This is a genomic window from Burkholderia sp. MSMB1589WGS, from assembly GCF_001636105.1.
In the GTDB taxonomy this organism is placed as follows: Bacteria; Pseudomonadota; Gammaproteobacteria; order Burkholderiales; family Burkholderiaceae; genus Burkholderia; species Burkholderia humptydooensis.
Genome location: NZ_LNJT01000007.1, coordinates 1,184,183 through 1,196,665 on the forward strand (window position 1 = coordinate 1,184,183; position 12,483 = coordinate 1,196,665).

The following is a 12,483-nucleotide window of genomic DNA, read 5'->3' on the forward strand; positions in this document are numbered from 1 at the left end:
GCCCACTCCACGTCGACGCGCCATGAGTCACTCCGCCCCGGAACAACGATTCCACGCCGCTTCGCAGAAGCGGCACATGAGCGCGGCCCAGTACCGCGCGCTGCGCAAGGAACTGCTGATCCTGCGCTCCGACGTCGAGCGCCTGGAGCTCGCGCAGGCGGGCGCCGAGCTGCGCCAGTCCGTCACGCATTTCAAATGGCTGAAGCTTCTCGTGCCCGGGGTGTCGGGCGGGTCGCTCGGCAAGTCGGCGAGGAACGTGAACGCGATGCTCGGCGCGCTCGTCAGCCAGTATCCGCTGTTGAGCTCGCTGGCGTCCGTCGTGCTCGCAAAGCCCGTGCGCGCGCTGCTGCGCGCGAGCGCGCGCCCCGCGCTCAAGTGGGGCGCCGTCGGCTTCGCGGTTTGGGAGGCCTACCAGATCTGGAAGCAGGCAAAGAACGGCGACGACGCATCCGACGCCGAGGCACCGCGCAGCACACGCCCATAGCGCTCGTCAGCCGCGGACCGCGAATCCGATCGCACCGGCTGCCCCGTTTCCGGCGTCGGGCAATCGGCTCTCGACGCGTCACATCTAGCCGGCTCGCCAGCACGCATCGGTTCCCGGCGCGCCTCCATCGAACGTGCCTCCCTCGGCAACGCGATTCTCGCGCGTGCCGTCTGCATGCAGCACGTAGACGCCGCATTTGTCGTCGCGCATCGCTCCATCGGCGGCTGGACTCGCCTCCAGTGCGTATCCGCCGCGCGCGTCGTCGAACGTGATCCGCAGCACGTAGAGAACCTTGCCGGAATCGGGCGCCCGGTTCATCCCTTCCGGTAATGCGGTGGGCGGCGCTTCACCGAACGCGTCCGCGTACTGTGCGGCGCGATACAGCGCGGCAATCGCGGTCAGCCGGTTCCCTCGTTCGACATGGCTGCGATACGACGGCACGGCAAACGCCGCGAGCACGGCCACGATCGCGAGCGCAACGACCACTTCGATCAATGTAAAGCCTCGCAAGCGCGCGCTGCGTTCAGTACACGACATCGCTATTTCCTCTTCTTTCTATGCTGGTCTTCCCACGACCCGGCGCCACCTGCGTTCGACGCGCCCGCTCTCGATCGCAATCTGCAATTGCAGCCACTCGACCGTATCGTGCGTCGCGCCCACGCCGCGGGCGGTCACGAGGTAGGCGCGCACGTCGGGGCGCGCCGGCAACTTCCACGCTTCGATCAAGCAGCTTGGCGCCTGCGCCGCGCCCGGCCATCCGGCGTACGGACTGAATGCGCCGATGCCGTCGAATACGCCCGGTTGTCGCCACCCGCTCGGCTCGCGCGTCGGCGTCCCACCGCCGCTTGCCGACGGGAATGGCGCCGCGCTACTCTCCAGCGCGTCCGCGCATGCTTCGAGTGCGGCATCCGCTGCGCGAAATGCAATGGATCGGCTCGCGACGCTCGTCATGCGCTGGACCTCCGTCTTCGCGATCTCGAACCACGCGAACGACATCACGATGAGCGAAGCCGTCAAGGCGAGTACGCCCGGCAGCGCGACGCCCCGCGAACCGCGCATCGGCGACTCGCGCCGCCGCGGCGCATCACGCGGCGTCGAACGTTTCCGGACCACCCGTGGTCGCTCCGCATGCAGCCCGACTATGGAACGCGTCATGTGCCGGCTCGATTACGGACCGCAACATATCGTCGCAACGAAAGTCTCGCGCGCGTGTCCGGCGCGCTCGCCATTCGCCCCTCGCAGTCGACGTAACGCACCGGGCGCCCCGTGCGCATGCCTCGTACTTGCACGCAAACGGAAACAGCGGTCACATTGGCCCAGTCGTCGGCAGACAAGGCCGATGCATCGGCCCATCGCGCGGTGCCGTGCAGCCGGTAGCGCAGACGCAAGCGCTCGACGCCTTCGACGAGCGGCTGCGCGATGCCGGGTCTGCCGCTGCCTTCGCAGTACAGCTCCGGTTCGCCCGTCGACGCGCTGATGCGCGCGTAAAAGCGGTTGACGACCAGCGGCTGCGTGTCGGCCGCGCCGACACCCTGGCCAAGACAGTCCGTCGCCTGTCCGCCCGCCGTCGGCCACGTGGAGACGCCATCTCCTACGTAGCGGACGACGAGGCCGTCCGAACCGCTCGCCAGCGAATCGCATGCAGCGTGCCCGTCGGCGTTGACGGGTCGTCCCGCCGCGCAGCCGAACAGCCCCGATACCGGCCGCGCATCGTGCGCGTCGATCGGAACGAAGCCCGCCATCTGGATCTGCTGCGCGATCAGCGCGAGCGCTGCCTGCGCCGCGTCGCGCAAGCGCGCGGCATCGGCCGCAGCCGAATAGGCGGCCCGCTGCACGCGATAGAGGGACATCGCGGCAAGCAGGATCATCAAGCCGAGCGCCATCGCGATCATCACCTCGATCAGCGTGTGTGCGCGCCAGCGTGTCGCTCGCGTCATAGGCGATCCGCCGATGCATAAGCGAGTGTCGTGCATGGCTTGGCGGCAGCGCGTGCCGCCGCGACATCGCCGTCGCAACGCAACGGCCCCGCGGCGACCGCCCCCGGCCGTTCCCATTCGACCCGTACGCTCGAAATGCCCGCACCTGAGGCTGTCGCTACGAGCTTCCCGTGGCGCAATCCGGACATCGACGCGTCCCAATCGATGCCCGACGGCCCACCGGCTCGCGCCATCTCCGCCCACGAATCGGCGACGAGCATCGCCTGCTCGCGTGCCAAGGCGTCGCGCTCGCCTCGTATCGCCGCGAGCAATGCCGCAACCACGCCAAGCGCCGCGACTGCGAGCAGCGCACACGCAATCGCCGCTTCGAGCAGCGTGCTCCCGCGCATCGACCGAGGACACGTCATGCCGGCCCCCCGCAACCGCCTTCGGCAAATCGCACGCGACCGCCCGCCGCGATCCGCAGGCAACGGCGCCAGCGCTCGCCATGCCACGCGCCCGATGCGTCGCTCGGCGCAAATTCGAAACTTCGGAAGCCGCCAATCACCTGGCCCGCGGGCGGCGTGAATATGACGTCGACGGTCGCGCCCGTCACGGCGACTCGGACATCACGCGCGATACGGCGCAACACGCGCGTCCCGCGCTCGCCGTCCGCGACGGCGACGGTCCAGCCGCATGACCAGTCGGCCGCCCCGTTGTCGCACGGCCGCCCCGCCGCAATACATTTCGCAGTCGCATCGCTGCGGCACACCACTACGCGCATACCGAGCCTCACCGCCTCGCCGCGCGCATAGGCGAGCAATGCGCCGAACACGCGCGCACGCGCGTCGACCCGATCACGCATCCGAGCGCCGGCGAGCGTCGGCACGGTCAGCGTCGCGACAAGCGCAACCAGCACGAGCGCGACCATCAACTCGACGAGCACGAAGCCCGCCATTGCTCGCCTGCCATGCTCCGATCGCATCGACCTCTCCTTGAATCCGATGCGCCGACTGTACCCGCGCCGGCAAACGCCGACCATCTGCCGAACGGCCGAGTCGCGCGCCGCAGCCGGACGCACGACAATCGCCCAGGCGAGCACACAACCGCGTGCTACGCGGGAGAAACGAATGGAATGGGAAACGAATCGGGAAACGGAATGCGCAAGCTCAACGCTTGCGCGGCGGTTTCGCGGGCGCCGTGCGGCGGAATTCCTCGATCACGTCCGCGAATTCGGAGACGTCTTCGAACCGCCGGTAAACAGACGCGAAACGCACGTAGGCGATCGTATCGAGCTGGCGCAGCTCGTTCATCACAAGCTCGCCGAGCTTCTCGCTGCGGACTTCGCGCTCGCCGGACGCGAGCAACTGATATTCGATGCGGGCGACCGCCGCGTCGATCGCATCGGCTGCAACCGGGCGCTTGCGCAGCGCCAGTTGCATGCTCGCGACGATCTTGCGGCGGTCGAATTCAGTGCGGCTGCCGTCTTTCTTCACGACGGCCGGCAACGCCAGCTCGACGCGCTCGTAGGTCGTGAAACGCTTGTCGCAAGCCGAGCAGCGCCGACGCCGGCGGATCGCGGCGCCGTCTTCCGACACGCGCGAATCCACCACTTGCGTATCGTCGTGCCGGCAGAACGGGCAGCGCATGGCCGATCAGCGATAGACCGGGAAACGCTTCGTCAGGTCGGCGACCTGCGCGCGCACGCGCTCGATCGTCGCCGCGTCTTCCGGACTCTCGAGCACGTCGGCGATCAGGTTGCCGACGAGTTCGGCTTCCTGCCGGCCGAAGCCGCGCGTCGTCATCGCCGGCGAGCCCAGACGCACGCCGCTCGTCACGAACGGCTTCTCCGGATCGTTCGGGATCGCGTTCTTGTTGACCGTGATGTGCGCATTGCCGAGCGCCGCTTCCGCCGCCTTGCCGGTGATGTTCTTCGCGCGCAGATCGACAAGCATCACGTGGCTTTCGGTGCGGCCCGACACGATGCGCAGGCCGCGCTTCACCAGTGTTTCCGCCAGCACGCGCGCGTTCTCGACCACCTTCTGCTGGTATGCCTTGAATTCCGGCGACAGCGCTTCCTTGAACGCGACGGCCTTCGCGGCGATCACGTGCATCAGCGGACCGCCCTGGATGCCCGGGAAGATCGCCGAGTTGATCTGCTTCTCGTACTCGGCCTTCATCAGGATCACGCCGCCGCGCGGGCCGCGCAGGCTCTTGTGCGTCGTCGTCGTGACGAAATCGGCGTGCGGCACCGGGTTCGGATACACGCCCGCCGCGATCAGGCCAGCGTAGTGCGCCATGTCGACCATCAGGTACGCGCCGACCGCCTTCGCGATCTTCGCGAGACGCTCGAAATCGATCTTCAGCGCGAACGCCGACGCGCCGGCAACGATCAGCTTCGGCTTGTGCTCGTGCGCGAGCTTCTCGGCGGCTTCGTAGTCGATGTCTTCGTTCTCGTTCAGGCCGTAGCTCACGACGTTGAACCACTTGCCCGACATGTTGACGGGCGAGCCGTGCGTCAGGTGGCCGCCGTGCGCGAGGCTCATGCCCATGATCGTGTCGCCCGGCTTGAGCATCGCGAAGAACACCCCCTGGTTCGCCTGCGAGCCCGAGTTCGGCTGCACGTTCGCGGCTTCGGCGCCGAACAGCGCCTTCACGCGGTCGATCGCGAGCTGCTCGACGATGTCGACGTATTCGCAGCCGCCGTAATAGCGCTTGCCCGGATAGCCTTCCGCGTACTTGTTCGTGAGCTGCGAGCCTTGCGCCGCCATCACGGCCGGGCTCGTGTAGTTCTCCGACGCGATCAGCTCGATGTGCTCTTCCTGACGGACGTTTTCCTGCTGGATCGCTTGCCAGATCTCGGGATCGACGTTCGCAATGGTGCTTTGGGCTCTGTCAAACATACGGTTTCCGTTAAGTGTGTACAGGTTGACCGAAGTGGCCGAGGACGTCGCGCAGCCGGCGGCGCAACCGGCTCGACGTGGCGGAAGGATTCCGAGGAACGCGAGGCGGGACAGCCACCGGCAAAGCACGCAACGCGGCGCGCACAACGGCTGCCCAGGCGAACGGCAAAAGCGACGCCCTGCGCTTCACGGTGGGATGCTCCACCTTGACCCCGAAAGGCCGTATCGCCAGTCACGCAGGGGGTATTGAGCGCGTTAGTTTATTGGATGCGCCATGAATAGGCAACCGCGTCGGCTGTCCCGAATCATATTGGGGGACAAATCCACGAGGCGCGCCGGGCGGGGGTTTGCAGCGGGTGTCGCAAGCGAGCGCCACCGCGCCTTGCCGCACCGCCGCGATGCCAGTAGGCTAACGGGTTCCCCCCAGCAAGCGTCGTTTTAGGAGCAGCAGCAATGATCGTGTTCGTCACCGGTGCGTCGGCAGGTTTCGGCGCCGCCATCGCCCGCGCCTTCGTCAAGGGCGGCCACCGCGTCGTCGCCTCCGCACGCCGCAAGGAGCGCCTCGACGCGCTCGCCGCCGAGCTCGGCGGCGCCCTGTTGCCGATCGAGCTCGACGTGCGCGACCGCGCGGCCGTCGAGGCCGTGCCGACCGGGCTGCCTGCGGAATTCGCCGCGGTCGACGTCCTCGTCAACAACGCGGGGCTCGCGCTCGGCGTCGAGCCCGCGCACAAGGCGAGCCTCGACGAGTGGCAGACGATGATCGACACCAACTGCTCGGGCCTCGTCACGGTCACGCGCACGCTGCTGCCCGGCATGGTCGAGCGCGGCCGCGGCCATATCTTCAACCTCGGCTCGGTCGCGGGCAGCTATCCGTACCCGGGCGGCAATGTCTATGGAGCGACCAAGGCGTTCGTGCGCCAGTTCAGCCTGAACCTGCGCGCCGACCTGATCGGCACGCCGCTGCGCGTCACCGACATCGAGCCGGGCCTCTGCGGCGGCACCGAATTCTCGAACGTGCGCTACCGCGGCGACGACGAGAAAGCGGCGAACGTCTACGCGAACGTCCAGCCGCTCACCGCCGAAGACATCGCCGACACGATCTACTGGATCGCCACTCGCCCCGCGCACGTGAACATCAACACGATCGAAATGATGCCCGTCGCGCAGGCGCCCGCTGGTCTCACCGTCCACCGCGGCTAAGCGCGGCGCCGGGCCGCGCGCGCGGTCCGGCGGCCGTCCGGCGAAGGCAACATTCCGTTACGAATCAGGGGAATCGGGGTCGCCCGTTCCGGTAGAATGCGCGCCATGATCGAACCCAGCCGACAGCCCGACGCGGCGCCCGACTTCGCGTGGCCGGTCCGCGTGTATTACGAAGACACCGACGCCGGCGGCGTCGTCTATTACGCGAATTACCTGAGATTCTTCGAACGCGCACGCACCGAATGGCTGCGCGCATGCGGGATCGACCAGAGCCGGGTCGCCGACGAAACAGGCGCGATCTTCATCGTCCGCCACGCAAACCTCGACTACCGCGCACCGGCGCGGCTCGACGACACGCTGCAAATCGTCTGCAGAATCGCGCGCATCGGCCGCGCGAGCGTCGAATTCGAACAGCAGGCGTGGCGGGGTGACACGCTGCTCGTCGCGGCCGGCATCCGGATCGGCTGCGTCGACCGCTCGGCATTCAAGCCGGCTGCGATTCCGCCCCCCGTCTTCGCCGCGCTCGAGCGCGGACCGGCCGCAAGCGGCCGGCCAGCCGTGTCAACGGCGTATGCGTGAGTGCCGTTTAGACAGAGCTGATGAACTCGACCCCATGATCCGCCACTAAGCAGGGTTCGGCGGAAAGTTTTCCGGCTGCGCGGCGCGCAGCCGACCGCTCTACCCGGACGCCACCGGAGCGCGCCGGCCGGATACATCCTGGCCAGGCCTCCCCGAAGGGACGTTACACAAACCTCTATGAACACTTCTCAAGACCTGTCGATCATTTCCCTCGTCCTCAACGCGAGCGTGCTCGCCCAGGCGGTGATGGGGCTTCTCCTCGTCCTGTCGCTGATGTCGTGGACGTTCATCTTCCGCAAATGGTTCGCGATCCGCCGCGCCCGCGCGCAAACCGAGCGCTTCGAGCGCGACTTCTGGTCGGGCGGCGACCTGCAGGCGCTGTACCAGAGCGCCGCGAACAACCGCCACACGATCGGCGCGCTCGAGCGGATCTTCGAATCGGGGATGCGCGAATTCCTGAAGGCGAAGGAAAAACGTCTGAACGATCCGGCGCTGCTCCTCGATGGCGCGCGCCGCGCAATGCGCGCATCATTCCAGCGTGAGATGGACGTCCTCGAGTCGAATCTGTCGTTCCTCGCGTCCGTCGGCTCGGTGAGCCCGTACATCGGCCTGTTCGGCACGGTCTGGGGGATCATGAACTCGTTCCGCGGCCTCGCGAACGTTCAGCAGGCGACCCTCGCGAACGTCGCGCCGGGCATCGCCGAGGCGCTCGTCGCGACCGCGATCGGCCTGTTCGCCGCGATTCCGGCCGTGGTCGCGTACAACCGCTACGCGCACGACATCGACCGTCTCGCGATCCGCTTCGAAACGTTCATCGAAGAGTTCTCGAACATCCTGCAGCGCCAGGCGCAATAAGGAGCACGCGATGGCCGGCACCCCCATTCGTTCAAGCATGCGCGGCGGCCGCTCGCGCCGCTCGATGGCCGACATCAACGTCGTGCCCTACATCGACGTGATGCTCGTGCTGCTCGTCATTTTCATGGTGACGGCGCCCCTCGTCGCGCCGTCGATCGTCAATCTGCCGACCGTCGGCAACGCCGCGCCGCAAGAACAGACGCCGCCCGTCGTCGTCAACATCCGGGCCGACGGCAGGATCAGCGTCCGCTACAAGGGCGATTCGGGCGCGTCGCAGGAAGACACGATGACGAAGGCCGAGCTCAACAGCTTCATTGCCGCGCGCCAGGCCGACCACCCGGATCAGCCCGTCGTGATCGCGGCCGACAAGACGGTTCAATATGACGCGGTGATGACCGTGATGTCCGATCTGAAGGCGCGCGGCGTGAAGCGCGTCGGTCTGCTCGTCAAATCGCAATGAAGCCTCGCCAGTCGCGCACCGCCGCCTATCCGCCCCGGCCGCCGCGCGAGCGCGGCACAGGCCGCGCGTTCCTGCTTGCCGCCCTGATGCACGTGCTGCTCGCGCTTTTCCTGTACCACGGCGTGCATTGGCAGAACAGCACGCCGGCCGGTGCGGAAGCCGAGCTGTGGACGTCGGTGCCGGACACGTCGACGCCGCAGCCGGTGCCGACGCCGCCCGTGAAAGTCGCCCCTCCCCCGCCGCCCGTAAAGAACGAGGAAGCGGACATCGCGCTGCAGCAGAAACGGCGCGAGCAGCAGGCCGCGGCCGCCCGCGAGGCGCAGCTCGAGGAGCAGCGCCGGCAGCAGTTGAAGGCGCAGCAACTCGCTGCGCAAAAGACCGCCGAGCGCGAGAAGCAGAAGCAGGCGGAGAAGCTCAGGCAGCAACAGTTGGCGGAGCAGCAGCGCAAAATCGAACAGCAGAAGCTCGAGCAACAAAAGCTCGAACAGCAAAAGAAACAGGAGCAACTCGCCGCGCAGAAGAAGGCGGACGCCGAGAAAGCCGAGAAAGCGGCGAAGGCCGCGGCGGCCGCCAAGGCGAACGCCGCCGCGAAGGCGAAGCTCGACAAGGAGCGCCAGGCGCGCCTCGCGCAGTTGCAAGGCATCGCGGGCGGCGGCGAAGGCCTCGCGAAGAGCGGCACCGGCACGGGCTCGGGCGGCAACGCGGCGTCGCCGGGGTATGCGGACAAGGTCCGCCGGCGCGTGAAGCCGAACATCGTGTGGGCGGGCGAGCGCGACAGCCTCGTGACCGTCGTCGCGATCCGCTGTACGCCGTCGGGCGATGTGCTCAGCACGTCGATCCGCCGGTCGAGCGGAAATTCGGGGTGGGATCAGGCGGTCATCAACGCGATCCAGGCGTCGGTGCCGCTGCCGCCCGATACCAACGGTCGCACCCCATCCGAGATTACGATTACCTTCAAGGCGGCGGAATGAGCACGTTTGCGCTTACACTCCCGCCGTCGCACCGGGAACGAATCGGGTATTTTTGAGTCTCTGCGGTTGCGCAGCGTACATACGGGAACAAGAAGCATGAGTTTGATGACGAAGCTAGGTTTCAGGGCACTCGTGGCCTCGTGTCTGATTGCCGCGGGGGGCGCCGCCCACGCGCAGGTGAACGTCCTGATCACGGGCGTCGGCTCCACCCAGTTTCCGATCGCCACCGCGAATTTCGTCAATGAAGCGAGCCTGCCGCAGCAGGTCACGTCGGTCGTGCGCGCCGACCTCGCGAGAAGCGGCAAATTCTCCAACGTCGATGCAGGCAGCACGCCCGTGCCGGAAACGGCGTCGGTCGATTTCGGCGCGTGGAAGGCGAAAGGCGCGAACGCATTCGTCGCGGGCAGCGTGAACCGCGAGCCAAACGGCCAGTACAAGGTCAACTTCATCCTCTACGACACCATCAAGCAGCAAAGCCTCGGAGGGCTGTCGCTCACGACGTCGAACGACAACGAGGGGATGCGCAAGACCGGCCACAAGATCGCCGACTACATCTACCAGAAACTGCTCGGCGTGCGCGGTGTCTTCAATACGCGCCTGTCGTACGTGCAGCGCACGGGCAACGTCTACAAGCTGCTGATCTCCGATTCGGACGGCCAGAACGCGATCCCCGCGCTGACGAGCAAGGAGCCGATCATCTCGCCCGCATGGTCGCCGAGCGGCACGAAGGTGGCGTACGTGTCGTTCGAGCTGAGGAAGCCCGTCGTGTACATACACGATCTGCCGACGGGCCGCCGCTACGTGATCTCGAATCAGAAAGGCAACAACAGCGCGCCCGCGTGGTCGCCGGACGGCCAGACGCTTGCCGTCGCGCTGTCGCTCACGGGCAATACGCAGATTTATTCCGTCAGCTCGACGGGCACCGGGCTGCGCCGCTTGACGCGCAGCAGTTCGATCGACACCGAGCCGTTCTACTCTCCTGACGACAAGTGGATCTATTTCACGAGCGATCGCGGCGGTGCGCCGCAAATCTACCGGATGCCCGCCGAAGGCGAGAGCGCCGGCGCCGCTCAGCGCGTGACATTTACCGGCAGCTACAATACGAGTCCGCGCATCAGCCCGGACGGCAAGCTGCTTGCGTACATCTCGCGCACGGGCGGGGGCTTCAAGCTGTACGTTCAGGATCTGCAAACGGGTGCGGCGAACGCCGTCACCAACACGACGCGCGACGAATCGCCGAGCTTCGCGGCGAATGGTCAGTACATTCTGTACGCTACGCAATCGGGGGGCCGCAGCGTGCTGGCTGCCGTTCCGTCCGACGGCAGCGCGCCGCCGCAGATCTTGTCCGTTCAGGGCGGCGCGATCCGCGAGCCGTCCTGGGGGCCCTTCATGCAATGACCACAAGGAGAGTAACCATGATGTCGAAGAAACTTCGTCTGGCGTTCGCGATGCTGATGATCGGTGCGCTCGCCGCATGTAAGTCGGGCGTGAAGCTCGACGAGCACGCGAACCAGGGCGGCGCGGTCAGCACGCAACCGAATCCCGAAAACGTCGCGCAAGTGACCGTCGATCCGCTGAACGATCCGAACAGCCCGCTCGCGAAGCGCAGCGTGTACTTCGATTTCGACAGCTACTCGGTGCAGGACCAGTATCAGTCACTGCTGCAGCAACACGCGCAATACCTGAAGAGCCATCCGCAGCGCCACATCCTGATCCAGGGCAACACCGACGAGCGCGGCACGAGCGAGTACAACCTCGCGCTCGGCCAGAAGCGTGCGGAAGCGGTACGTCGCGCGCTGTCGCTGCTCGGCGTCGGAGATGCGCAGATGGAAGCCGTGAGCCTCGGCAAGGAGAAGCCGGTCGCGCTTGGCCACGACGAAGCGTCGTGGGCGCAGAACCGCCGCGCAGACCTCGTCTATCAACAGTAAGTAACGGAAGAATCGCTGTATGACGCACCGTTTTTCCTGGCTGCGCACGGCCGCCGCGCTGTGCGTGGCAGGTGCGGCCCTCGCGGCCGCGCCGGCGCACGCGGGCCTCTTCGATGACGACGAGGCACGCCGTGCGGTGCTCGATTTGCGCAGCAAATCCGACAGCCTCGCGAACCAGCTCGGCGCCGCGCAACGCACGATCCTCGATCAGACCAACCGCCTCGACCAGTTGAACCAGCAGGTCGCGACGCTGCGCGGCGAGAACGAGGATCTGACGAACCGTCTGACGACGCTCGAGCGTCAACAGAAGGAGTACTACACCGATCTCGATGCGCGGCTCAAAAAATTCGAGCCGCAGAAGACGACGGTGGATGGCGTCGAAGGCACGGTGCAGCCGGGTGAAACGGACGCGTTCAACGCGGCGTCGCAGCAGTTCCGCAACGGTAACTTCAAGGACGCCGCGGCTTCGTTCCGCACGTTCATCGCCAAGTACCCGCAAAGCCCCTATCAGCCGACCGCGCAATACTGGCTCGGCAACGCGCAGTACGCGCTGCGCGACTACAAGGGGTCGACGGCGACGTGGCAAGGCATCGTGAAGAACTATCCGCAGCATCCCCGCGCGGCGGATGCGCTGATCGCGATCGGCACCAATCAGCTCGAACAAGGCCAGAAGGCAGCCGCGAAGAAGACTTTCGCGCAGGTCGTGTCGCAGTTCCCCGGCTCGAATGCGGCTGAAACGGCACAGAGCAAGCTGGACGCGATCAAGTGACGGCGTGCGACGCGGCCGATCGATGGGTTGACATCCCCACCGGGCGGCCGCTATAATTTTGCCTCTTTTGGGTCGTTAGCTCAGCTGGTAGAGCAGCGGACTTTTAATCCGTTGGTCACTGGTTCGAATCCAGTACGGCCTACCAAAGACATCGAGGGCCTGGCGTTCGCGCCGGGCCCTTTTCGTGTCTGCGTCGTCTGTGCCGAGTCGAGGCGTCAGCAACGCCCGATGATGCACATCGCCCCCGCGACATCGACGACAAGCAACGCAAGGCAAACTGCGCCGCTTCACGTACGCCTCGCATCATCAGGCAGCGTCAACGGGCGCGCGCACTGTCGCCCCGATCCACATCGCCGCAAACGCCGGCGCGCCGCAACGAGATGCCCGCCCCATGAGCGAGGCGCAACTCGACACGTCG

At 66.6% G+C, this 12,483-nt stretch carries 16 protein-coding genes, 1 tRNA gene and 1 riboswitch; of the genes, 10 read left to right on the forward strand and 7 right to left on the reverse strand.

All coding sequences use genetic code 11. The annotated features are described in order from the left end of the window. The first annotated feature begins 76 nt into the window (after nt 1–76). Complete coding sequence (locus WT16_RS13425; protein WP_006025442.1) at nt 77–484, forward strand: DUF3318 domain-containing protein; 408 nt, start codon at nt 77–79, stop codon at nt 482–484. 84 nt (nt 485–568) lie between these two features. Here WT16_RS13425 and WT16_RS13430 read toward each other — a convergent pair whose 3' ends face one another. The 7 genes from WT16_RS13430 to glyA form a co-directional block, all read right to left on the reverse strand. Beyond that, nucleotides 569–1,021, reverse strand: a complete 453-nt coding sequence (locus WT16_RS13430) for a type IV pilin protein (protein WP_059930890.1) — start codon at nt 1,019–1,021, stop codon at nt 569–571. An 18-nt stretch (nt 1,022–1,039) separates the two neighbouring features. Next, on the reverse strand, nt 1,040–1,543 hold the full coding sequence (locus WT16_RS13435) for a hypothetical protein (protein WP_171845241.1): 504 nt from the start codon (nt 1,541–1,543) through the stop codon (nt 1,040–1,042). Between the two features lie 92 nt (nt 1,544–1,635). Continuing rightward, entirely contained in the window at nt 1,636–2,421 is a 786-nt protein-coding gene (locus WT16_RS13440) for a type IV pilus assembly protein (protein ID WP_063533502.1), read from the reverse strand. Then, on the reverse strand, nt 2,418–2,828 hold the full coding sequence (locus WT16_RS13445; protein ID WP_082874886.1) for a hypothetical protein: 411 nt from the start codon (nt 2,826–2,828) through the stop codon (nt 2,418–2,420). Before WT16_RS13445 ends, WT16_RS13440 begins: the two co-directional genes overlap by 4 nt. Further along, nucleotides 2,825–3,385, reverse strand: coding sequence for a GspH/FimT family protein (locus WT16_RS13450; protein WP_063533503.1), 561 nt, complete (start codon nt 3,383–3,385; stop codon nt 2,825–2,827). Before WT16_RS13450 ends, WT16_RS13445 begins: the two co-directional genes overlap by 4 nt. Nucleotides 3,386–3,569: 184 nt before the next feature. Then, nucleotides 3,570–4,049, reverse strand: coding sequence for a transcriptional regulator NrdR (nrdR, locus tag WT16_RS13455; RefSeq protein ID WP_006025436.1), 480 nt, complete (start codon nt 4,047–4,049; stop codon nt 3,570–3,572). A 6-nt stretch (nt 4,050–4,055) separates the two neighbouring features. After that, on the reverse strand, nt 4,056–5,303 hold the full coding sequence (glyA, locus tag WT16_RS13460) for a serine hydroxymethyltransferase (RefSeq protein WP_063533504.1): 1,248 nt from the start codon (nt 5,301–5,303) through the stop codon (nt 4,056–4,058). 145 nt (nt 5,304–5,448) lie between these two features. Further along, nucleotides 5,449–5,549, reverse strand: a riboswitch (ZMP/ZTP riboswitch). Nucleotides 5,550–5,756: 207 nt separating this feature from the next. On the opposite strand from glyA, the gene WT16_RS13465 reads away from it, so the two are divergent. From WT16_RS13465 to WT16_RS13505, 9 genes are all read left to right on the forward strand, one after another. Continuing rightward, nucleotides 5,757–6,503, forward strand: a complete 747-nt coding sequence (locus tag WT16_RS13465) for an SDR family NAD(P)-dependent oxidoreductase (protein ID WP_006025433.1) — start codon at nt 5,757–5,759, stop codon at nt 6,501–6,503. Between the two features lie 96 nt (nt 6,504–6,599). After that, on the forward strand, nt 6,600–7,082 hold the full coding sequence (gene ybgC, locus WT16_RS13470; RefSeq protein WP_041861591.1) for a tol-pal system-associated acyl-CoA thioesterase: 483 nt from the start codon (nt 6,600–6,602) through the stop codon (nt 7,080–7,082). Nucleotides 7,083–7,259: 177 nt separating this feature from the next. Continuing rightward, a complete protein-coding gene (gene tolQ, locus WT16_RS13475; protein ID WP_006025431.1) occupies nt 7,260–7,937 on the forward strand; it encodes a protein TolQ in 678 nt (225 codons plus the stop codon). 10 nt (nt 7,938–7,947) lie between these two features. Further along, nucleotides 7,948–8,397: a protein TolR gene (tolR, locus tag WT16_RS13480; RefSeq protein ID WP_009913442.1), complete on the forward strand. Its 450-nt coding sequence runs from the start codon at nt 7,948–7,950 to the stop codon at nt 8,395–8,397. After that, nucleotides 8,394–9,368, forward strand: a complete 975-nt coding sequence (tolA, locus tag WT16_RS13485; protein ID WP_063533505.1) for a cell envelope integrity protein TolA — start codon at nt 8,394–8,396, stop codon at nt 9,366–9,368. The genes tolR and tolA overlap by 4 nt, the downstream gene beginning before the upstream one ends. 96 nt (nt 9,369–9,464) lie before the next feature. Next, nucleotides 9,465–10,766: a Tol-Pal system beta propeller repeat protein TolB gene (gene tolB / locus WT16_RS13490; RefSeq protein WP_063533506.1), complete on the forward strand. Its 1,302-nt coding sequence runs from the start codon at nt 9,465–9,467 to the stop codon at nt 10,764–10,766. Between the two features lie 17 nt (nt 10,767–10,783). Further along, nucleotides 10,784–11,296: a peptidoglycan-associated lipoprotein Pal gene (gene pal, locus WT16_RS13495; RefSeq protein WP_006025427.1), complete on the forward strand. Its 513-nt coding sequence runs from the start codon at nt 10,784–10,786 to the stop codon at nt 11,294–11,296. A gap of 19 nt (nt 11,297–11,315) precedes the next feature. Continuing rightward, nucleotides 11,316–12,065, forward strand: coding sequence for a tol-pal system protein YbgF (gene ybgF, locus WT16_RS13500; RefSeq protein WP_063533507.1), 750 nt, complete (start codon nt 11,316–11,318; stop codon nt 12,063–12,065). 69 nt (nt 12,066–12,134) lie between these two features. Beyond that, nucleotides 12,135–12,210 (forward strand) — tRNA-Lys (locus tag WT16_RS13505). The last annotated feature ends 273 nt before the right edge of the window (nt 12,211–12,483 follow it).

What these genes read in the sequence shown, in the direction of transcription:
- tolA (WP_063533505.1), top strand. Translation starts at nt 8,394, where the DNA reads ATGAAGCCTCGCCAGTCGCGCACCGCCGCCTATCCGCCCCGGCCGCCG.
- pal (WP_006025427.1), top strand. Translation starts at nt 10,784, where the DNA reads ATGATGTCGAAGAAACTTCGTCTGGCGTTCGCGATGCTGATGATCGGT.
- WT16_RS13445 (WP_082874886.1), bottom strand. Translation starts at nt 2,828, where the DNA reads ATGACGTGTCCTCGGTCGATGCGCGGGAGCACGCTGCTCGAAGCGGCG.
- WT16_RS13430 (WP_059930890.1), bottom strand. Translation starts at nt 1,021, where the DNA reads ATGTCGTGTACTGAACGCAGCGCGCGCTTGCGAGGCTTTACATTGATC.
- WT16_RS13450 (WP_063533503.1), bottom strand. Translation starts at nt 3,385, where the DNA reads ATGCGATCGGAGCATGGCAGGCGAGCAATGGCGGGCTTCGTGCTCGTC.
- ybgF (WP_063533507.1), top strand. Translation starts at nt 11,316, where the DNA reads ATGACGCACCGTTTTTCCTGGCTGCGCACGGCCGCCGCGCTGTGCGTG.
- nrdR (WP_006025436.1), bottom strand. Translation starts at nt 4,049, where the DNA reads ATGCGCTGCCCGTTCTGCCGGCACGACGATACGCAAGTGGTGGATTCG.
- ybgC (WP_041861591.1), top strand. Translation starts at nt 6,600, where the DNA reads ATGCGCGCCATGATCGAACCCAGCCGACAGCCCGACGCGGCGCCCGAC.
- tolB (WP_063533506.1), top strand. Translation starts at nt 9,465, where the DNA reads ATGAGTTTGATGACGAAGCTAGGTTTCAGGGCACTCGTGGCCTCGTGT.
- WT16_RS13465 (WP_006025433.1), top strand. Translation starts at nt 5,757, where the DNA reads ATGATCGTGTTCGTCACCGGTGCGTCGGCAGGTTTCGGCGCCGCCATC.
- glyA (WP_063533504.1), bottom strand. Translation starts at nt 5,303, where the DNA reads ATGTTTGACAGAGCCCAAAGCACCATTGCGAACGTCGATCCCGAGATC.
- tolR (WP_009913442.1), top strand. Translation starts at nt 7,948, where the DNA reads ATGGCCGGCACCCCCATTCGTTCAAGCATGCGCGGCGGCCGCTCGCGC.
- WT16_RS13440 (WP_063533502.1), bottom strand. Translation starts at nt 2,421, where the DNA reads ATGACGCGAGCGACACGCTGGCGCGCACACACGCTGATCGAGGTGATG.
- WT16_RS13435 (WP_171845241.1), bottom strand. Translation starts at nt 1,543, where the DNA reads ATGCGCGGTTCGCGGGGCGTCGCGCTGCCGGGCGTACTCGCCTTGACG.
- tolQ (WP_006025431.1), top strand. Translation starts at nt 7,260, where the DNA reads ATGAACACTTCTCAAGACCTGTCGATCATTTCCCTCGTCCTCAACGCG.
- WT16_RS13425 (WP_006025442.1), top strand. Translation starts at nt 77, where the DNA reads ATGAGCGCGGCCCAGTACCGCGCGCTGCGCAAGGAACTGCTGATCCTG.